This window comes from Mesorhizobium sp. CNPSo 4661 (genome assembly GCF_057784215.1).
Genome location: NZ_JBWGIO010000046.1, coordinates 1 through 21,182, shown reverse-complemented (window position 1 = coordinate 21,182; position 21,182 = coordinate 1). Strand labels below are relative to the sequence as shown.

Below are 21,182 nucleotides of genomic sequence, written 5' to 3'. Positions count from 1 at the left end.
GCACCGGGACCGTCGATATGTCCGGCGGTCACGGTGCGAAACAGATCTTCAGCCGACAGCTCTTGGCCTTGTCGGCTCTCGAGCCAGGTCATGGCTTTCTCTCGCGCCTCATCCGCCACTTGCTCGCCGCGCGGATAATGTTGCAGCGCGGATGCAGGAACGGACGATCTGCGTCCCTCTGCAAAGGCAGGCACGCGATCAGGACCCTCCTGCTCGCCGGCGCGACGAACAGCCCGCATACGTTCGGCCAGCGAGGCCCTGATGAAGCCGCAGCCGTCATGCGGTCGCAAGGCGATCGGGCCCGCCGGCCCAGTCAGCCTGAAGGGATGCTGCTGGTTGGCGGGACGATCCGGCAGCAGCGACAGTTTGAAGGCGCCTTCCAGCGCGTAGTCGTGAACCCCCAGGCCCTTGATTGCCGGCGGCGCGGCAAAACCCCTGCGCTGAGTGTAATAATATGCCTCCTTGAAAGGAGCCCAGGCCCGCGACAGCTGCTCGAAGGCGGTGCCCGGTGCGGTATCGGCATAGGGAATGGCCAGCAGCTTTCCCCCGGAAGTCTCTGCTTCCGCCACACCTGGAACGCGGGCGGCGATCTGTGAAACGCGCCGATTTGGCGGCTTCAACTTGCTGCCGCCGAACAGGTCCATGCGGTATGGCACACCGTTGACGTTCACCGTGCGCGCCAGCATGAAAGCGCTCGGCTTTCCTGGCAGCTGCACCGCAACGACCGGCAAAGCTCCCGAGGTCAGCCGATGAAAAATCGAATACCGTTTCTCCGGGTCCGTGGCCAATTGCCGGCCCCGCATATCCACCACCGGCAGCTGCATCAGTCCTGCCTCACCCTGCGGCGGTCTGGGCTCGTGATCCATGCTTCGCAAGACCTGATGCACGTCGAAGACCGACGCAGGATGCTGGGCCTGGACCGTCGCCGCATTCTGCGCCACGAATGTGTCCAGCGCATCGAGCGGGGTCTCCGCCGCAATCTCGGCGATCAGGTTCCAGCTCATGTTGGACAGGTCGCCTTCGACGAGGCCGCCGGTCTTGTCCAACATCTCCTTGGTCTTGGACTGCAGGTTTTCCTGCCTCACCCGCAAATCGGACTTCTTGCCCTCGACATACGGTGGCCTGAACAATCTCTCCAGGACCGCGCGGGCCTTAAGCGTCTGATAGATCGACAAGGCGGGGCAGCGGCTGGCGAACGGCCCGCGGGTCCGTTCCGCATCGCTTGCGTTCAGATGCGCCTCGATCTTGTGCTCGATGATCGGTTGAATGTCGTTTAGCAAATTCAGAGTCTGCCTGCGGTGCGGGCGCAGGTTCTTGCGCGGGCTGCGCGCCAGCGGCAGCAGAGCCGCACACAGATTACCCATGTTTTCCAGACTGTTCCGAGCGGCAAAATCTGAGGCACGACGTAGTTTGGTCAACCGATCCAATCCCGAGCGTGCGAGCGAAGCGAGGTCGTCAAACAATTGAGCCTTGGCCAGCGCCTTGAAAATCATGGCGATGTCCAGCGCATCGGCCTGCTCCAGGCGATCGCTGGCATAGTGAAAGTGGTGGGCCAGCTGGTGCAGCCGATCCTTCAGCAGAGCGGTCTCCAAGACCTCTCCGCTGTCCTCGCCGCTCATGACACCTCGCGCTAGAACGTTGGCGATCACGCTGAGCTGCGTTGTGGTGAACCCCGCAAATCGTTGGCCTCCCGAGCCCAGTTTGCGGACGGTGTCCAGGACCGCCTGGTGACACGTAGCATCCTGCGGCCATTTGCTAAAACCGTTGAGCAGGCTCGCCAATCCCTGTGCAGTGAAATCAGAAAGCCGGTTGGCACTGCGAATGTTGTTGGCGATCGCGACTGCGGCTTGGCGCATGTCCTGCTCTCGCTCCCACTTGCCGAAACCGTTCACCAGGTTCGCCAGACCCTGCGCAGTGAAATCAGCCAGCCGGTCAGCGCGAAGGACCTCGCCAGCGATCGCACGCATGGCGTCGCCACAGCGCGCTTGTTCCGGCCACCTGCTGAAGCCGTACGCCATGTTGGCCAGGTTCTGCGCAGTGAAATCAGACAGCCGGGCGGCGCGGCGATGGACCTCACTCGCTATTGCAACTATCGCGTCGCCAGTGCCCCTCTCGTCGGGCCACTTGCTGAAACCGTTCATGAGGTTCGCTAGCCCTTGCGAGGTAAAATCGACCAGCCGCTCGACCCGTGCGGCGCGGCGACAGACCTCACCGGCGATCGCCAGCGTGGCGTTGCCACAGCCCCCATCGTCAGACCACTTGCCGAAACCATTCACCAGATTCGCCAGACCTTGCGGCGTGAAATCAGAGAGCCGGCCTGCGCGGCGACCGACCTCACCGGCGATCGCAATGGCAGCGCTACGGCAGTCCCCAGGCGACTTTGAGAAACCATTCATCAGGCTCGCCAGAGTCTGCGGGTCAAAATCAGAGAGCCAGACATCGCGGCGCGAGCGGCGCAGCACCTCGCTGGCGATCGCAACGGTGGTTTGGCTACACTCCGGCTCTTGCAGCCACTTGCTGAAGCCGTTCGCCATATTCGCCAGGTTCTGAGGGGTAAAACCCGAGAGTTGGTCGGCTCGCAGACGCACCTCACTGGCGATCACAGCGGCGGCCTGACGTGTGTTCTCCTCTTCTGGGCTTTTACTGAAGCCATTCACCATGTTCGCCAAGTGCTGGGGAGTAAAGCCGGCCAGCCGGCCGGCGCGGTGGCGGACCTCGTCGGCGATTTGACCTATGGCGTCTCGGCAGTCCCACGGCCACTTGCTGAAGCCGTTCACCAGATTCGCCAGCGACTGCGCATCAAAATCAGAGAGCTGGACTTCGCGGTCGGGGCCCCCAATGAGATGGCTGGCGATTGTTACCGCCGCGTCGCCACAGCCCGTGTCGTCAGGCCACTTGCTGAAAGCGTTCACCAGGTTGGCCAGGTTCTGCGGGGTGAAAGCAGCCAGCCGGTCAGCGCAGTGATGCACCTCACCGGCGATCGCAACCATAGCGCCGTGGCACTCCGCCCCCTCCGGCCACTTGCTAAAGCCGTTCGCCAGGTTCGCCAACTGGAGTGGAGTTAAATCAGACAGCTGGTTGGCGCGGCGACGGACCTCACCGGCGATTGCAACTATGGCGCCGTGGCACTCCGCCCCCTCTGGCGATTTTGTGAAGCCGTTCACCAGATTGGCCAGGCTCTGCGGTGTGAAACCCGACAGCCGATCCGCTCGGCGACGGACCTCACCGGCGATCACTGCGATAGCGCCCTGGCAATCAAGCGGCCACTTACTGAAACCGTTCACCAGATTTGCCAGCTCCTGCGGAGTGAAGTTAGTCAGCCGGTGTGCGCGGTGATTGACCTCACGGGCGATCGCAAGGATAGCGCCGTCACAACCCGCCTCCTGCGGCCACTTGCTGAAACCGTTCACAAGGTTCGCCAAGCCCTGAGGAGCAAAACCAGAGAGCCGGTCGGGGCGGCGAACCTCATCGGCGATCGCCGCAGTGGCGGTGCCACAGCCCGCCTCGTGTGGCCATTTGCTGAAGCCGTTCACCAGATTGGCCAGGTTCTGCGGCTCAAAGTCAGATAACTGGATGCGCCGATGGGCGCGTCGACGGATCTCGCCGGCGATTGCCACCGCGGCTTTGCCACAGCCCCCCTCGTGCGGCCATTTGCTGAAGCCATTCACCAGGTTGGCCAGGTTCTGCGGCTCAAACTCAAAGAGCCGCTCGGCGCGGCGAAGCACTTCACCAGCGATCCCTAGGGTGGCGTGACTTGAGTTCTCTTCTTGCGGCCATTTGCTAAAGCCGTTCACCAGGTTCGCCAGGCCTTGCGAATTGAAACCAGTCAGCCGGTCAGCACGGCCGGCGCGGCGACGGATCTCGCCGGCGATTGCCCCTACCGCACCGCGACAGTCCGCGTCTTGGGGCCATTTGCTGAACCCGTTCACCAAGTTGGCCAAGTGCTGCGGATCATAGTCCGACAACTGGACATTGCGCCGATGGGCGCGATGAAGCAGCTCGCCGGCAATAGCGACTATCGCGTAGCTACAGTCCTCCTCTTGCGGCGACTTGCTGAAACCATTGACCAGCAGGGCGAGACTTTGACCGTTAAGCTCCGATAGCTTTCCGCGGTGCTCATGAAAACCTTTGGCGATTCGGTTCATTGCAGTGCGACATTCCGGCACTCGGGAATGGCGGCTGAACGACAACACGAACAGCGAAAGCGTTTTGCTTTCGACATCGTTTAGCGCATTGCCGGTCCTTGACACCTGAGCTGCCATGGCCCTGCAAGCTTCCATGCCTGGCTGACCTCCAGGCCCCCGGCTCAACGCGTTGCATGAGGTGGCATATCCCCAGGTATTGCGGGACCGGATATCTTGTTGCCATCTTGGTATAAATTGACGCGTGAACTCGGAAGCGGCCTTTTGCAGGAATGTTGCGTGATGCGCCAGGTGCTGGAGCTTCTTGTCATGCTTCACGACGGCGCAAGAAAATCCCGTGATGTCGCCAGTGAAAGCAATTTCATGTAAAGCGTCGTTAAGCAGGCTTTGCAAGTATGCATCGTTGGAGCTCTGCGCGGCTACATTGTCGAAACGCCGCCTACCCGACCTCGCACCCGGCATGGACTCAATCTGCTCATGGGGTGGGAGCATATCTGGATGCGAGCTACTCGGTCCTTGATCGCCGAGCCAGGACCTCTCATCAGAACGCAAAGAACTTTGTTCTCCAGCCGGTGCTTCGCCATCAGGACCCAGCGGAAAACCCTGCTGCAACGCACTGGTTGCGCGTCGCGAACCCGTGAGGGCCCGGCGACCCATGGAGGAACCGGCAGACCTGTCGCGAGCGACATTTCCCGTGCGGAGCGCGGCGTGAGCAGAAGAGGTCCCTTCGTCTTGAGCCTCGGAGCGCATCCCCTCCACGATGGAAGCGAACGACTGGCGCCCTTCCCCCGGGGCAGGACCTGGCAGCGGACGCGAACTGCTCGATCCTCGCGTGCTGTCGGCTCGAGCATCGCCGATGTGCGATCTCCCCGGTCGGCCAATGCCAGACATAATCCACCTCCGACGCAGATGAGAATGCGCTTACCTTTGGTTTTGCCGGTCACCCATGGAGGCAAGGGCATCGTGCGCTGCCTGGTTCAATGAACCCATCGCCAAGACTTGCCTTGCGTCGTTGATCCGAGTCTCACGGCGCCATGCGAGTGAAGGTCAGACTTACACCATCATCAAATCCAGCTTCGGCAGAGTGCTGACCGTAGTAGTGTTCTTGCTCACAAAAGCAGGGAAAGCTTTCGAGAAGCTGACGGGCCAAAAGCCTGAGAATGCTCCAATGGAATTTTCAAGAATTTGCGTCGGCTACCCGCCGCAGAAAAAGTTGGCATGGACGACGGGCGGCTCAAACGCGTTCACGCGGTCGTGTCACCAACCGTCAGCATCAGGCACATGATTCACGGCCCGGCCGGACTGGACGCCTCGGCAAGTAGGACGTCCATGTCGCAGCACCAGGCTCTACAGACTCATAAAAGACACAGGTTCGAAGCGCGAATGGGCGACGTCCGTATCCGGCACACAGAGACGCGCCTCGCACTCACAGACCAAAGACGGAAGGGAAAACAGCTACACAGCATAGCTGACCATTCAGCTGGAAACCGGGGAGGTTGTAGAGTGAACGGCAAGACAGCTGATCCATGCCTCGCGGCCAAATCGAGCTGGAAGAAATCTGCCACAATAGCAGAGGTCAGATCGCCGCAACCGTGATTTGCGGCAGCGCCGTTTTTACTGAAGCTCGTCAGCTTGTCGAAAGGTGGCGGCTATAGGGTCAGGACATGGATACCAACGCGGCCCTCGCCGTCCGCCAACGAAATTGATGATTAACGCCGGAGTACCTGATGGTCGGAGCAATTGGAAGTGGAGCTGGCAGCATGAGTGTTTCCTTGGCCCGTACGGGGGGTCATGGGCATTCGAGTGGACAACCGCCGCACGCGCCCGGCGGACCTTCTGATCATAGCAGGCCGGATCATAGCAGGCCGCCTGCGTCCAACAGGCCTGTTAACGGTCGCGATCGTGCGGATATCCCGAACAATTCTAGCGGCGGCTTGCAATCTGTGGCTGAACAAGAAGCCTTCGAGCAGGTTCTCAGTGCCGTTGCGATGACCATCATGATGGATGTCATGGCTGATTCCGAGGACGCTATGGCAGAAACGGAAGAAGAGGATGCCTGACGTCGGATGGTCCTCGTCAGGATGTGGTGTGCCGTCAATGAAGGCACAATTCGAACTGAAAGGGAAACTATATGGCTAATATTATTCAAACCTTTGCCAACAACTTTGGTACAGCCGCTTCGACGCTTGGAACGACTGCTGCCAGAGGCGCTGGAGCTGTTGCCTTCCAGGCCCAGATTGCGGATCTAGCGGCGGTTAGCGCGGAGGCTACGGCCAGGAGTATGGAGCTGCGCACTGTTTCGATGCAGCTCCAGACAGTCAAGAAGGCGGCCGACGAACGCGTTAACTAATGTCTGAAGCGCGGCTCAGGTAGCCTCGATCGCGTCCAAGGCGGCGCGATGTGGAATCGAAATGAGCCGCACGGCAATTGCCGTGCGGCTTCTCTCCTTTTTGGGAAGATCATCATTGAATGACGCCGTTTCGCTTCATTTCGAAGTTCTGTCAGGTCTCTATTGCGGACTGACCGGCGAGCTGGCTCCAGAAGCCAGCTTAATCGGCAGCGGCCTCGATGCCGATATAATCTTCGTCGAGCAAGGACTCGCGCCGCATCATCTTCGTATCAATGTTGTTGAAGATTCGATCGAGCTCGATGCCCTGGCAGACGGAGTTAGCGTGGAGGGCAACGGGAATGTGGCCGCAGGTCAGCGTGTTGTGGTTGCTCTTCCTGTCGTTGTTCAAATAGGCGCCATGTCCATTCTCTGGTCGGCAAAGGGTGCAGCGCCAGCTGTGTCGAACGGTCCACCACGACTATCGATCCCAGTGCTAGCCTTCGTGCTACTCGGTTCCGTCGGGATCGGCGCGCTCTCAGCCATTTTCTCCTACTACGACAACGCCGGTGGATCGGGCACCAATTCGTCTAGTGCCAAACTTGAATCCAAGCTGACCAACGACCGTGCTGATAATCAGAACACCGAGGCCGCGGCCAAAGACTTGCAAAACGAAGTTGCCAGAGCGGGCCTGCTCAACATCAAGATCGGCTCCGAAAAGGGGGTTGTGACTGCTGAAGGTACCGTCACGTCTGCATCGGCCACCAGTTGGCAGAAGGTTCAGCAGTGGTTCGATCATCGCACGAAGGGCGCAGTGACTCTGGTCAATGGAGTTGTCATCAACGAGGACAAAGGGCCGTCCGCAATCGCGGTTGAAGCGGTTTGGCGTGGGTCTTCGCCGTATGTTGTCATTGGTGGCGAGAAGTATTTCGTCGGCGCCCTTTTGGACAATGGATGGACGGTCGACCGGATCGAGGACGGCCGCGTGCTGCTGAGCCGAAATGGCCGCCTTGCTTCTCTCCCGTATTAAAGGCTCCCGGCGGCAGGCCACAATCACGAGAACTCCCATGGTCAAGCAACCCCACCTATCCTGTTGCGCTCGATTTCATACGATGCGTGAAGGCATTCGCGCCCTGCGCAACGAGTTGCGGCGGATGGTCTTGCTCCGGCCGAACCGCAACCAGCTTGATCAAAGCCTTGCCGATGGCGGACCTGCGTCCAGCGCGACGCTGCAATGGAGCCAGCGAGCGTCTCCCGAAACCGGTGATGTCGTGCTGATCCACAAGCAAGAGCTCGAAGTCCTCGCCCCTTCCTACAAAGAGCTTGCACACCGGCAGAGCGCACGAGACTTGCCCCCGCTGCGGCTCGTTGACCACGCTAATTTTGGGGATGTCCACCTACCGCGGCTCCGCGCTTATCCGCTCACCTTGCAAGCTTTCGGTGAGGCACTGACGGTCCTGAACAGACTGGATCCACCCGGCCGCCATCCATTTTCGCGCCTGTCTCCCAGCCTCAATCGTAGCCATGCGCTGGTGGGTCTTCGAAATCTGCGTAGCAGCAGAGCAACTCTCAAACCATCACAAAGGGGCCTCCATGGCCAACGTCCTGCGTAACTTCATCGAGCGCGCGCCGGCCAACCCGGACTTAATGGTCGCGTTGATGCTGCTTCTGGCCATAACTATGATGGTCATGCCAGTACCGATCGCTGTAATTGACGCGCTGATCGGATTTAATATGGGATTAGCCATCCTGCTGTTGATGGTCGCCCTGCATATCAGCACGCCGCTTGATTTTTCCTCCTTGCCCGGCGTCATTTTGATTTCCACGGTGTTCCGTCTGGCGCTCACCATCGCAACGACGCGACTGATCCTGGCCGAGGGCGAGGCAGGCAGCATCATCCACACGTTCGGCGATTTCGTGATCGCAGGTAATATCGTCGTAGGTATTGTCATCTTTCTGGTTGTGACGATGGTGCAATTCATGGTCCTCGCGAAGGGCGCCGAACGCGTAGCAGAAGTGGCGGCGCGCTTCACGCTCGACGCGCTGCCAGGCAAGCAAATGGCGGTCGACGCGGAGTTAAGGAACGGCCACATCGATGGCAACGAATCTCGCAAGCGCCGCGCCGCATTGGAGAAGGAGAGCCGACTTTACGGCGCGATGGATGGTGCGATGAAGTTCGTGAAGGGCGACGCCATCGCCGGGCTGGTCGTCATCTTCATCAACATGCTGGGTGGGATTTCGATCGGCCTGCTTTCGAAGGGAATGCCCTTCGCCGAGGTACTGCGCCACTATACTCTGCTGACAATAGGTGACGCTCTAATCTCGCAGATTCCGGCCCTGCTGCTCTCAATTACCGCGGCCACCATCGTCACTCGTGTAACCGGGGCTGAGAGCCTTAACCTTGGGACTGACATAGTCGATCAACTCACGGCCAGTAGGCGAGCATTGCGGTTGGCGGCCTCAGTCTTGGTTGCAATGGGATTCGTTCCTGGCTTCCCGCTGCCGGTCTTTCTCGTCTTGGCCGCAATTTTCGCCACGGCAAGCATGATCAAGGGTGATGTGCTGGGCGCTGGCAGTGCCGATGCTACAACGGCGGCTTCACGGGAGCCCGCAAACCAGACGCTGCCTGCCCAAGCAGGTCCGATCGCCTTATTCCTTGCGCCCAACCTTATGGATGCGATCGACCAAGCCGAATTGCAACAGCACATTGCACGTGTTTCGCAACTGGTTTCAGCCGATCTTGGCATTATTGTTCCGCGCATCCCTGCCTCGATCGATCAACAGCTGCCCGAGTCACAATTCAGGACAGACATCGAGGGCGTACCGGTCGAACAAGGTTTGATTGATCCCACACAGCTGAAGCTCAAAGACGATGTGGCGAAAATAGAATCGAGCAGTATCCCCTTTCGGCGTGATTCAGAAACGGACACAATCTGGATCGACAAAATCCATGCAGCGGGTCTCAAAGCTGCCGGTATCGAGCATCACTCTCCCAGCGAACTGCTCGCGTTGCGTGTCCATGCTATGTTGAACCGCTACGCACCTCGCTTGGTCGGCATCCAAGAGACGAGCCAGTTGCTGAGCCGGATGGAGCAAGAATATGCCGATCTGGTGAAGGAGGTGCTGCGTACGACACCGATCCCACGGATCGCAGATGTGCTGCGCCGCCTGCTGAATGAAGGTATCCCGATCCGCAATACTCGCCTCATTTTGGAGGCATTGGCCGAATGGAGCGAACGTGAGCAAAACGTCGCCCTTCTCACGGAGTACGTTCGTTCTGCCATGAAGCGGCAGATCTGTTATCGCTATGCCAACGGACACGGTATCCTGTCCGCCTTGATCATAGAACGTGAGACTGAGGAGGTGGTGCGCAGTGCGGCTCGGGATTCGGCCGCTGGTCCCTCCCTCTTGCTTGAGGATCAGCAAAGCGAAGCGCTGCTGTCACAGATGCGTAAGGTCATTTCCGGCACAGCGCCGGATCAAACCCGTCCTGTCATATTGACTTCGATGGATGTTCGACGCTTCGTCCGCGGCTTTCTCACCCGAAATGGGATTGATCTTGCTGTGCTGTCCTATCAGGACCTCGCGTCCGACTTCACGATTCAGCCAGCCGGATCGGTCAAGCTCCGCCTGGAACCAAAAGTGGGACGCCAGGAGAACCTCGCAATATCCGCTTTGCCGTCTATGATGGGTGAGAACCAAGTATGAATCCACATGAGAATGTCGTTTCACCGTTACTTTCGTTTCATCTGAAACCGGTTCTTTTCGCAGCAGTCGCCATACTGCCTCTCGCCGGTTGCGCTAGTTGGAACAAGCCAGCTCTTTCAGTAAAGGAGACGTCGCCCCCAGAGTTGCTCGGCGCCAATCACATCGATCCGGCTATGCGCGAACGCATTTTGCGCGAAGTCGGTCAGGATTCTCAAGAGCGAGTTTTGCGAGATGAGCTGAGGCGACATCCGGATAATGTTGACATGGCAATCCGTCTTACGAAGGTTTTGCTAGCACAAAAACGCCTTGATGACGCAGTCGGGGTACTCGACAGCGTCCTGGTTGCAGTCCCAGGTAACCTGCGCGCGTTGAATGCGAAGGGAGCTATCTTGGACCTTCAAGGCAGGCATGACGCGGCACAAGCGTTATATCGGCAAGGTCTCCAAACAGAGCCAGGGAATCAGATGTTGCTCCACAATCTTAACCTGTCGGTTGCGCTTAGCGGCAAGTCCGATCGGAATGCGTTGGCACCGTCGGGATAGCTGCCACCGGACTCGGATGCGTCGTCAAGAAGCGTTCGCAAGTCGGGCGCTATGTACGAGCGTGCGTCAGAGACCGTTTGGGGCGCTGATGTTGAAGGGACTGCGTGCGCTCTCCCAAGTTACCAGGGTTCGAACACGATCCGTCATTGGAGGTTCTCCCGCAGAGTACCGGTTGTGGGCGCTGTCGCACTATCTGAGATTTGGACGTGACGCGCTCCTCGCCACGATCCGGCTCGCCACCGCGATCGGTTCGCCGCTTGCCGCATCTGAAAGTCGCCAATGGCATGTTCCGCCGGCCCGGCGAAGCAGGAGGGTTGGGATGAGCTCGGCGCGAAGTCGAAGGGCGGTCTCGCGTCCCAAATACCCCGCATCCGGTGTATACTTCGCCGATCTCATTGGGTGAAATGGGCTGGATTTCTGCAACTCGGCTGTCGCGAAAGGTAGCGTGCAGGGGTCGGGCATCGCTCCCCAACTACACCCCATGGCCAGCAGCCCGCGTCGACTGATGCTCCGTCTCAGCAAGGGATTGGCGTGGATAACTGCTCGGTCCCCCGGTCAACAAGGACTTACAGAAAGCGGCGGTGAGCTTACCACGGTGGATCACGATGTTGTCGTGACCGATCTTGGCGCGGGCGTCCTGCCACTGTCGATTATGGCCGCGCTGCTCATTGGACTTGACGTGGCAAGCGGCGAAGTCGGCTTCTTTCAGTGTTGCCAACTCCCTTGCATGTACCGGCCGCTTCGTATGGATGTGCACCCACATCGGAGCTGGCGCTACTCCGTTGCGCAGCGCCTTCGGCTGCAGCTTGATTTCAAACAGCGCCCCCGGCTCGCCTTTCAACGCGCGGGGCTGATCCGCAGGCGTCAACTCCCTGGCCTCCCGCAAGTGTTCAAGGTGCTTCTGAGAGGGAAAGGCGTAGGTCTTCATGCACTCGATCTTGGCAATGGCCCTTGTCTCGTTCAAAGCCTTAGCCAGTCCCCGCGCCTCCGACAATATCCCCTTGAGCCGGATTGTTTTGTCGTGCACTTCGACCAATTGCGCAGGCGAGAGCAGGACGCGTCGCCGAGGATCCTCTAACGCGACCAGACAGGCCTGCATCTCAGTGGCCTGTGCCTGGAGGCGCGAGATCACGGTTTCGACGGCGTGGTCGGCGTCTTCGGGTTTCAGCTGGCGCGCCTGAGAGACGGTCCTTTGCTGGCCAGCCGTATCGAAGCGCAAAAGTTCGTCCAGCCGTGTGAGTAGCGGCCTAAGGGTCTCCGTCGAGGCTGGAGCCGGGGTCTGCCAGATCGCCAAGTGTGCCGCCGCCGCCGACGCGCTCGCATGCGCTTCTCTCGCGCTTACAAGTTTCTTCGTACCTCGATCCGAACGCATGATAACCTTGGTTGCTGGCTCGGAGTCGCTGACGGCCGCAACGACTTGCGGTTCGGGCCGCGTCGCGGCCGAACTCCCGCCACCGGCAGCCAGCTTGCCCTTGCCTTTTCCCTGCCGGCTGCGCGCGGTGACTTCGGCCACTGCAGCCTCGCCGACAGTTTCGGCCAATCCTGTAGTGCCAGCGCCGGCCGTCCGTGCAGCGATGGGTGCCGACTGCGCCTGCAGCGTCAGAGTTCCTTGGGCCACGGCCGCCGAGCCAGCCTTGTCGGCCGATATCGCAGCGCTGGCGATAGCCGGCGATAAATTGCGTGCTTTCGGCTTTGGCTGCAGATCCAGGAGCCGCATGACCTCGTCGGCAGTGATCCATGCGCCGTCTACGATTTGTCCAAGCAGTTCCAACGGGAGGCGGGCACCTGTTCCATGGTCGCTTAGCTTGGCAAGCATGGAGTGCGACGTCGACGCAAATTCGGAAAGCCGCTCCATGACTCCTTCCAAAACGGCGCAGTGTTGCGCGTCGAGGGGACGCCCTTGGGCGTTCATCACAGCATCTTTCGTCGAGACGAATGCCGGAAAAACATCGGCGATGAAGCCGTGCAACAGAGTCACTTGCTCGTAGAGGATGTCCCTGACGGGCGGTTCGAACGTGCTCGTCTGCGGCTCAATCTTGAGCTGCGCGAGAGCAGTCCGGGATTGCAGCTGCATGACCTTCGTAGTCATTAGCCAGCCGGTGCGCAGCCGCAGCGCGGCTTCTTCGCCCCGCCGCATTTCGACCGTTGAACTTGGTAAGTTGGAAGCCGCGGCGCACACAGACCGCGCCCATTCGCCGCGCTGTACCTTCTTGTCCCACCACTCCATGCAGGCGACATAATGTTTAGCCACACTGGAAACCGATCGGATCACCTGGTCGGGGGAGGCATTGGATCGGTACATCTCGCGAAGGATGCGGTCGGCAGCCTGCCTGCCACGTTCTGCCTTCTCGATAATTGTTTTGGCCACACGATCACAATGTTCCACTCGATCAACTGCGTTGTCGCGAATTTGACGCACTTTATCGTCGGGCAGAATGCGACGTGCCACGAGGCCGGGTAGGCTTGCGTAGTAGTCCAGAACGTTTGCACCCGCATTGATGACTCGATCTAATTGGTCTTGCAGGTCGTCCGTCGATCTGATGTTTTGTAGGCTGCTTTTTTGGCGAACGTCCAGTTCCTCAAGCAAGCCGAGCATTCGTTGCTTTGCGTCGTTGTTCTCTTCGTCTGTCCAGGGAATGGGTATTGCCTCACTTGAAGTTGACGGCTGGCCCGCGATCGGCGTCGCACTTTCAGCCTCCGACAAAGAAGAAACGCCGCGACGCCGTGTTGCGGCTGCACGCGGCGCGGCAGCCGGGATTCGAAGTGCGCCAACGGAGGGGCCGGACGATCTACCACCAAGGTCGTCATCAGCACCGTACGTAACGCCAGCCGAGAGTGAACCTCTACCTTCAGGCTCAGAGCGCATGTGATCCACGACGGAGCCGAACGACCGGCTGCCCTCCGCCGCCGCCCGACTCGATGGGGAGCGCGAACTGCCCGGTTCGGCCGCAGCATCGGCGATGCGTGATCTGTCAAGTCGGCCAATGCCCGTCATATTTCATCTCCGATGAAGGCGAGAATGCGCTGTCCGTGCTGTTGGGGCGAATGTCGCTTAGCCGTGCGCATCGGGGGCGGGGATATAAGCGTACCCAGATGGGGCTTAGGACATGGGGGCCTCGAGCCAGCGGCATGTCTTCTCGTCAATCGTCACGGGCAGCCCCCACCCGCAGCGGCGTCGTTACAATTGACCTGGGCAGTAGTCGACAACACGCACGCGATTGATTCACGCCGCACTCGCTGTTTTCATGTTTTGCAAAAATTCAGTCGAGGTCTGCTCGCGCTTCCATTCACCGGAACCGTTTTTCACCGCTTGAGCCATACTATAGCTACAGTTGGAACCCTCTAGATGGATCCGTCGTAAAGCCTTTTGGCTTCCTGCATAGACTGCTGTGACGTTGCCACCGATCTCGTTTGGTGATTGTCGCCAAATGCCACCGAACGAGTCGGCACTTCGACGACTCCCTGATCGTGGAGCGTCACGGCGAGAGTGCGTTGCGGCGCTCGAAATCATGACGGCTTGGCTTGTTCCAGATCTTTGCGAGGAAAGCCGATGCGCTCATCCGCCCAACCACGTTCATTATGATTCAATCGTTCAGGGACACATTCGGCATGGCACCGCTTGTCGCTGGCCGGATCCAGTATCTATCCATTGAGTGCTTCAGCGATGCGTCCAACTCGGCGGTTGTCCGGAGCGCGGGCATTTGCGCCTCGTTGATCCAGCCGAAGCCGAGGTAACGGAAGTGGTCCGCCGGCGCCGTGATCCGGCTCTTGTCCAATTCTCCAACGAAGTCCGCCGCCCAATCGTGGATCGTATAAGCTTCAAGCTTATCCTTCATCGGCTGCCAGCGTCGGATGCGCTCTTCGCAGGGCATCTTGGCCGCTTTGGAAATCGCGGACGCGATCTCGTCAGGGTGGGTCGGATCCACCAGCAGAGCCTCATTGTCGTTGAAGTCCTCGGCCGCACCTGCAAACTTCGATAAAACCAAAACGCCCGGATCGTTCGGATCTTGCGCAGCGACATATTCCTTCGCTACCAAATTCATGCCGTCTCGCAAGGGCGTCACCACGCAGACGCGCGCGGCGCGGTAAAGACCCGCGAGTCGAGCCTGGGTGAAAGCGTCATTCTCATAGAGGATCGGACTCCACTCGTCCGTACCATGCTCGGCATTGACCCGGCTGACCAAGCTGTCAACATTGCGCTTGTACGCTTGATACTCTTCAATTTCGGTGCGTGAAGGGATGGCGATCTGCAAGAGCGAAATGCTGCGCGGCTCGGCTGCGAACACCTGATCGAAAGCTTTGATCCGGTTGTCGATACCCTTGCTGTAATCGAGCCGATCGACACCAATTGCAAGCTTCGCGCCCCCGAGTTTCTTGTGCACGGAGGAGATATATTCCTCCTGATTAGCAAGCGATTCCGCCGCATATTCTGCAAACTGCTTCGGATCGATACCGATCGGAAACTTTTGGCAGCGCGTCTGCCCGCGTTCCGAGATCACGATGCCATCCTTGCTTTCCAGACCAAGATGAGAAAGGAGGCAGGCAAGGAAGTTATTCACGTCCCTGTTGGTCTGAAAGCCGAGCAAGCCATAGTCGAGCATCGATTTCATGAGTTCACGATGATTGGGTACTTGCTCGATGGTATCGGGTGCCGGCCACGGCGTATGTAGGAAAAAGCCGATCGGCCGGTCCACGCCGAGTCTGTGGAGGTCATCGGCGAGCGGAAGAAAGTGATAATCATGCACCCAGAATGCGTCCCGATCCCTCAAATCGAACGCCGCGCGCGCCATAAAGGCATTGATCTCGCGATAGCTGTCGTAATGTTGCGGCGAGCTCGAAATTCGGTCGGGGAGGGAGTGAAACGCCGGCCACAACGTCGAATTCGCAAAACCTGCATAGAAGCCAGGATAGTGTGCGCTCGGCAGATCGAGCCTCGATATGTGTCCCTCGCCATATGACTCGAGTTGCACACTTGCGGCAGCATCCTCACTCACCTTGCCCGAGGACCCCAGCCAGACGGCGCCTGAACGCGCCACAATGGGCTCGAGCGCTGCGGCAAGGCCGCCCGTCTTCGGTTGCCTTGGGTCGGCGGTTGCAACGCGGTTTGAGATGACGACAAGCTTTGATCGCTGCTCTGCGTCACACAGATTATCGCTCTGGTGGGCAGAACCAACCCGAGGGGAAAGAGCTGAAGGGGATTGTTGCATCCAATACTGCGCTGCCTCGCGCAGGTGCTGGTCGAAGGCAGCGCGCTGCATGGGTTGCCGGGTCGCGCTTGACGTACCGGCGGGACTTGAGTCTGCCACCAGAGCAGTGATTCTATTCATTTTACATCTCCGTCCAGATCTCCATTCGATGCGTTTGGGATCGCAGCCGCTAAGCCGCAGGCTTCTCCATTGCTCACCTTAAGCGATCGAGCTTTCGAGAAGCTGACGAGACTAAAAGCAACTAGTCGCCGCGCTCGGTGAGACCTGATGGCGACCTGTGGCCGAGCACCCCAGCTGGGCAGTGGGGCTCACGCCCTCGACCGCCCGGAGCTGGCCTCGCCTTCTCACCGGATGCCGAAGCGCGGCAAGCGATTGCCTGATGTCCCTACCCCAGCAACCCGGAGCTGCGTGCTTTTGGAGGACCTGTCTGCCAGTGATAAACCGATGTTAGCTTGCTTGTGGCGGCGGCAGTCGATCTTTTGGACCATCGCACCTGGCTTTTTGACCTGGCTCGGTCCGGCACTGACCCATGGGAGGGGCTTGGGGCGTCTGAGCCGATGCCGGACCGAACCGTCTCAGGCGACGCGGGTTACCTCGTCGCACATTGCAGCAACAGGTGCCACATACCGCTTCATACTTTCTATCCGACTTTCTGTGAAATTGATTGTTTTGATCCGATGCATTGATGCCTTGGATGGACCCAAAGTGCTCCGCATTGACCAGAATTCCGGGCTATCAGATCCAGGCGCCAACGGGTCTTCTACAGCCTCGCCGAGCTCAATTTCACCTAGATGTTGCACAGGCTCAATGACGAGCACCCGATTTGCCGGCTCGGCGCGACGCGCCGGCAATTGTTCGATGAATTGAAAAACCGACGGTCTATCGGCTCTTGACCGCGAAGCGCGCGGGCACCTGCCCATGTTGAGGCTCGTTGTCGTGATCAGCTTGTCGACAGCTTCCCCATTTAACAAAACAGACAGGTTGGTCGCACTGGACGAACATCGGCTGCCGATGCTCACGGCGCATGCCTGCCGAGGGCTGTTAAAGGGTAGTTGTTCCTGATTTCCGGCACGTCAAATCCAGCCCAGCCTCGAAGGCCTATTTTTTGAAGGGAGGGACGGATGGATTTCGCCTCGACGAAGTGGGTGCGTGGACAGTCGGACGGCACGGGCCGGCAAGCGAGTTCGCCCACGGTGCCATCCGCAGATGCGACGACCTTTGAGCGGCAGCTGAACGAGATCGCCAATTCACGTGGCGGCAGAGCAATGCCGGCGGCCTCGACGTTGCAGCCGGTCCAGTCAGCTGGAGTTTTGATAGGTCACAGCAAGGAGCCTCTTTATTCCGAGGACGCTCGCCTTATTTCGGAGCTTGAGAACGCGCTCCCCAAGGGCAAGGCCGCCAATCCCACCGCCAACGGCTATGTATACTCTCTTCGCAGCTTCAGCCGCTGGCTCTTCGCAAATAAAAAAGATCCGATTGCTGCTCGGCTCAACGACCAGTCGCTCACCGATGATGCGCGTGAGGCCATCGAAAAGGGTCATCACAGACGACTCCTTCCGGCAATAGACCATCTGCGGACCTTCCAGTCGACGGGCAAGGTGCCGATTACAAGCCGGAGTGATCTAATTCCTCACCCCCAGGACGGGGTTCTCATCGAAGAGTACAAAAACGAACCAGCGACAGTGACCGGCAGGGGGTATGCAGCTGTTCTTCGCAATTTCAGTGACTACCTGCGTGAGAACAACAAGCCGGGCATTGCTGGTCGGCTTTCCGGCACGTCTTTGGACGGCGATGTCAAGAGCTATAGGAAGGACGCCGGGGGTAGTCGGAATATCGGCGCCGCACTGACTGATCTGCGAAAATCGCAGGCAGGCGCTAAAGCGATGGGGCGCGAGCGCCATATCCTCCCCGTTCCCGCTGCCGAAAACGCGGTCCAGATGGAGCCGATGCCCGTCGGCGGCGCCGCTGCGCAGCACAGCGCGTTCTGGGGCACGGGCAGGTTGCCAGAGGAACTGCTGCCTCCTGTGGAAAGCTACGATCAGGATTTGCTTTGGGAGATGATGGACAAACCCGGCCCGTCGTTATCTCTCGAGCCAGCCGCGCGCGATGACCAGTCATCGGATCCCGGAGGACCCATTCGTCATTTGAACTGGGGCTACGACCCCCGGCAGTTCCCGGACGAGCCGATGGGTGCATTTGCCAGCAGTAACCTCCTGCCAAGCGAGGAAGTCGTCATCAACGATGAGCATGTCGCCAGTTCAGGTGGAGGTGGAGCAAAGCCGGCGGCTTCGGTACTGGAGCCGGCTCAGTCAGCTGGAGTTTTGATAGGGCGGAGCAAGCAGCCTCTTTATTCCGAAGACGCTCGTCTTATTTCGGGACTTGAGAAGGCCCTCCGCGACAGCAATGCCGCCAACACCGCTAAGGCCTATGTACATTCTCTTCGCAGTTTCGGGCGCTGGCTCTTTGCAAATAACAAAGACCCGATTGCTGCTCGGCTCAACGACCAGTCGCTGACCGATGATGTGCGCGAGGCCATCGAAACGGGTCATAATGGGAGACTCCGTCCGACAATGGACCATCTCCGGACATTCCAGTCGACGGGCGGAGTCGTGCCGATCACAGGTCGCCCTGAGCTTAATCCTCACCCCCAGGACGTGGCTCTCATCAAAGAGTACAAAAAGGAAGCAGGGACATCGACCGGCAGAGTGTATGCAACTGTTCTTCGCAGTTTCAGTGACTACCTGCGTAAAAACAACAAGCCGGGCATTGCTGGTCGGCTTTCCGGCACGTCGTTGGACGGCGATGTGAAGAGCTATAGGAAGGGCGGCGGTGATGAGCATATCGGTGCCGCACTGGCTGATCTTCGAAAATCGCAGGCAGGCGCTAAAGCGATGGAGCTCGAGGGCCATATTCGCCCCGTTCCTGATCCCGAAAACGCGATCCGTACGGAGCCGAAGCCCGTCGGCGGCGCCGCTGCGCAGCACAGCGCGTCGCAGGACGCGAGCAGATGGCCAGATGAGCTGCCTCCTGTGGAAAGCTACGACCAGGATTTGCTTTGGGAGATGATGGACAAACCCGGCCCGTCGTCATCTCAGCCAGCCGCGCGCCATGACCAGTCTTCGGATCCCCGAGAGTCCATTCGTCCCTTGAACTGGGGCTACGACTCCCAGCAGTTCCCGGACGAGCCGATGGATGCATTTGCCAGCAGCAACCTCCTGCCAAGCGAGGAGGTCCTCATCAACGATGAGCGTGTCGCCAATTCAGGTGGCGGCAGAGCAATGCCGGCCGCCTCGACCTTGCAGCCGGTCCAGTCAGCTGGGGTTTTGATAGGGCACAGCAAGGAGCCTCTTTATTCCGAGGACGCTCGCCTTATTTCGGGGCTTAACAACGCGCTCCCCAAGGGCAAGGCCGCCAATGCCACCGCCAACGCTTATGTATACTGTCTTCGCAGCTTCGGGCGCTGGCTCTTCGCAAATAAAAAAGATCCGATTGCTGCTCGGCTCAACGACCAGTCGCTGACCGATGATGCGCGCGAGGTCATCGAAAAGGTTCATCACAGACGACTCCTTCCGGCAATAGACCATCTGCGGACGTTCCAGTCGACGGGTGGATTGGTGCCGATCACAGCCCGCGCTGAGCTAAATCCTCACCCCCAGGACGTGGCTCTCATCAAAGAGTACAAAAACGAAGCTGCGACAGGGACCCGCGGCCGGTATGCAGGTATTCTTCGCAATTTCAGTGACTATCTGCGTGAGAACAACAAGCCGGGCATTGCTGCTCGGCTTTCCGGCACGTCATTGGACGGCGATGTAGAGCGCTATAGGAAAGACGGCGGGGGCAATCGGAATGTCGGTGCCGCACTGGCTGATCTGCGAAAATCGCAGGCAGGCGCTAAAGCGATGGAGCTCGAGCGCCATATCCTCCCCGTTCCTGATCCCGAAAACGCGATCCGGATGGAGCCGATGCCCGTCAGCGGCGCCGCTGCGCAGCACAGCGCGTGGCAGGAAGCGGAAAGGTGGCCAGAGGAGCTGCCTCCTGTGGAAGGCTACGACCAGGATTTGCTTTGGGAGCTGACGGGCGAACCCGGCCCGTCGCCATCTCTCGAGCCGGTTTTGATAGGGCGGAGAAAGCAGCCTCTTTATTCCGAGGACGCTCGCCTTGTTTCGGGGCTTGAGAAGGCCCTCTTCGAGGGCAATGCCGCCGATGCCACTGCCAACGCCTATGTATCTTCTCTTCGCAGCTTCGGGCGCTGGCTCTTCGCAAATAACAAAGATCCGTTTGCTGCTCGGCTCAACGACCAGTCGCTGACCGATGATGCGCGAGAGGCCATCGAAAAGGGTCATCACAGACGAGTCCTTCCGGCAATGGTCCATCTCCGGACCTTCCAGTCGACGGGCGGAGTCGTGCCGATCACAAGCCGCACTGAGCTAAATCCTCACCCCCAGGACGTGGCTCTCATCAAAGAATACAAAAACGAAGCAGGGACATCGACTGGCAGGTTGTATGCAGCTGTTCTTCGCAGTTTCAGTGACTACCTGCGTAAAAGCAACAAGCCGGGCATTGCTGCTCGGCTTTCCGGCACGTCATTGGACGGCGATGTAGGGCGCTATAGGAAAGACGCCGGGGGTAGTCAGCATATCGGTGTCGCACTGGCTGATCTGCGAAAATCGCAGGCAGGCGCTGAAGCGATGGGGCTTGAGCGCCATAACCTCCCCGTTCCTGATCCCGCAAAAGCGGTCCGGATGGAGCCGATGCCCGTCGGCAGCGCCGCTGTCCAGCACAGCGCGTCGCAGGGCGCGAGCAGATCGCCAGCGGAGCTGCCTCCCGTAGAAAGCTACGACCAGGATTTGCTTTGGGAGATGATGGACAAACCCGGCCCGTGGTCATCTCTCGAGCCAGCCGCGCACCAGGTCCCCGACAAGCCGATCGGTGCATTTGCCAGCAGCAACCTCCCGCCAAGCGAGGAGGTCCTCATCAACGATGGGCGTGACACAGCTGGGTTGCGGCCAGCGAAGAGGCCGAGGACCCTGGACAATCCAGACGGCCTTGCCATTGAGCGGCAGCTGAGCGAGATCGCCAATTCAGAGGGTCGCCTGCTGTCGTCGGCTGACCCCATCCATCAACTGGGTGCATTGCCATCGCAGGCGCAGGACATCGTCCAGGCCGGACGGCAAGAACCTGCCCGGTTCGCCTCAACCTGGTGGCCGCAGATGCCGCTCAACTTTGATTGGAGTATGTGGCCGACCCTGGAAGCAGC

At 59.4% G+C, this 21,182-nt stretch carries 9 protein-coding genes and 1 pseudogene; 5 read left to right on the top strand and 5 right to left on the bottom strand.

The window, feature by feature from the left end; all coding sequences use genetic code 11:
* Nucleotides 1–4,262: pseudogene (locus AC0YKC_RS33155) on the bottom strand (hypothetical protein); the annotation flags it as partial.
* Nucleotides 4,263–6,273: 2,011 nt separating this feature from the next.
* Here AC0YKC_RS33155 and AC0YKC_RS33150 point away from each other — a divergent pair.
* Both AC0YKC_RS33150 and AC0YKC_RS33145 read left to right on the top strand, forming a co-directional pair.
* Nucleotides 6,274–6,492 (top strand): nodulation protein NopA, encoded by a 219-nt coding sequence (locus tag AC0YKC_RS33150; RefSeq protein ID WP_488514141.1) that lies wholly within the window; start codon nucleotides 6,274–6,276, stop codon nucleotides 6,490–6,492.
* Nucleotides 6,493–6,607: 115 nt separating this feature from the next.
* Nucleotides 6,608–7,498, top strand: coding sequence for a SctD/MshK family protein (locus AC0YKC_RS33145; RefSeq protein WP_488514142.1), 891 nt, complete (start codon nucleotides 6,608–6,610; stop codon nucleotides 7,496–7,498).
* A gap of 55 nt (nucleotides 7,499–7,553) precedes the next feature.
* Here AC0YKC_RS33145 and AC0YKC_RS33140 read toward each other — a convergent pair whose 3' ends face one another.
* Nucleotides 7,554–7,865, bottom strand: a complete 312-nt coding sequence (locus tag AC0YKC_RS33140; protein ID WP_488514140.1) for a hypothetical protein — start codon at nucleotides 7,863–7,865, stop codon at nucleotides 7,554–7,556.
* A 196-nt stretch (nucleotides 7,866–8,061) separates the two neighbouring features.
* On the opposite strand from AC0YKC_RS33140, the gene sctV reads away from it, so the two are divergent.
* On the top strand, nucleotides 8,062–10,176 hold the full coding sequence (gene sctV, locus AC0YKC_RS33135) for a type III secretion system export apparatus subunit SctV (RefSeq protein ID WP_488514139.1): 2,115 nt from the start codon (nucleotides 8,062–8,064) through the stop codon (nucleotides 10,174–10,176).
* Entirely contained in the window at nucleotides 10,173–10,718 is a 546-nt protein-coding gene (locus AC0YKC_RS33130; RefSeq protein WP_488514138.1) for a tetratricopeptide repeat protein, read from the top strand. The genes sctV and AC0YKC_RS33130 overlap by 4 nt, the downstream gene beginning before the upstream one ends.
* Nucleotides 10,719–11,190: 472 nt before the next feature.
* Here the strand turns inward: AC0YKC_RS33130 and AC0YKC_RS33125 are convergent, their stop codons facing one another.
* The 3 genes from AC0YKC_RS33125 to AC0YKC_RS33115 all read right to left on the bottom strand — a co-directional run bounded on the left by AC0YKC_RS33125 (nucleotide 11,191) and on the right by AC0YKC_RS33115 (nucleotide 16,944).
* Nucleotides 11,191–13,713, bottom strand: coding sequence for a hypothetical protein (locus tag AC0YKC_RS33125; RefSeq protein WP_488514137.1), 2,523 nt, complete (start codon nucleotides 13,711–13,713; stop codon nucleotides 11,191–11,193).
* 589 nt (nucleotides 13,714–14,302) lie between these two features.
* Nucleotides 14,303–16,045: an alpha,alpha-trehalose-phosphate synthase (UDP-forming) gene (locus AC0YKC_RS33120; protein WP_488514136.1), complete on the bottom strand. Its 1,743-nt coding sequence runs from the start codon at nucleotides 16,043–16,045 to the stop codon at nucleotides 14,303–14,305.
* Between the two features lie 455 nt (nucleotides 16,046–16,500).
* Nucleotides 16,501–16,944, bottom strand: coding sequence for a hypothetical protein (locus AC0YKC_RS33115; protein ID WP_488514135.1), 444 nt, complete (start codon nucleotides 16,942–16,944; stop codon nucleotides 16,501–16,503).
* 102 nt (nucleotides 16,945–17,046) lie between these two features.
* On the opposite strand from AC0YKC_RS33115, the gene AC0YKC_RS33110 reads away from it, so the two are divergent.
* On the top strand, nucleotides 17,047–21,182 hold a 4,136-nt coding region (locus AC0YKC_RS33110; RefSeq protein ID WP_488514134.1), incomplete at its 3' end, for a hypothetical protein.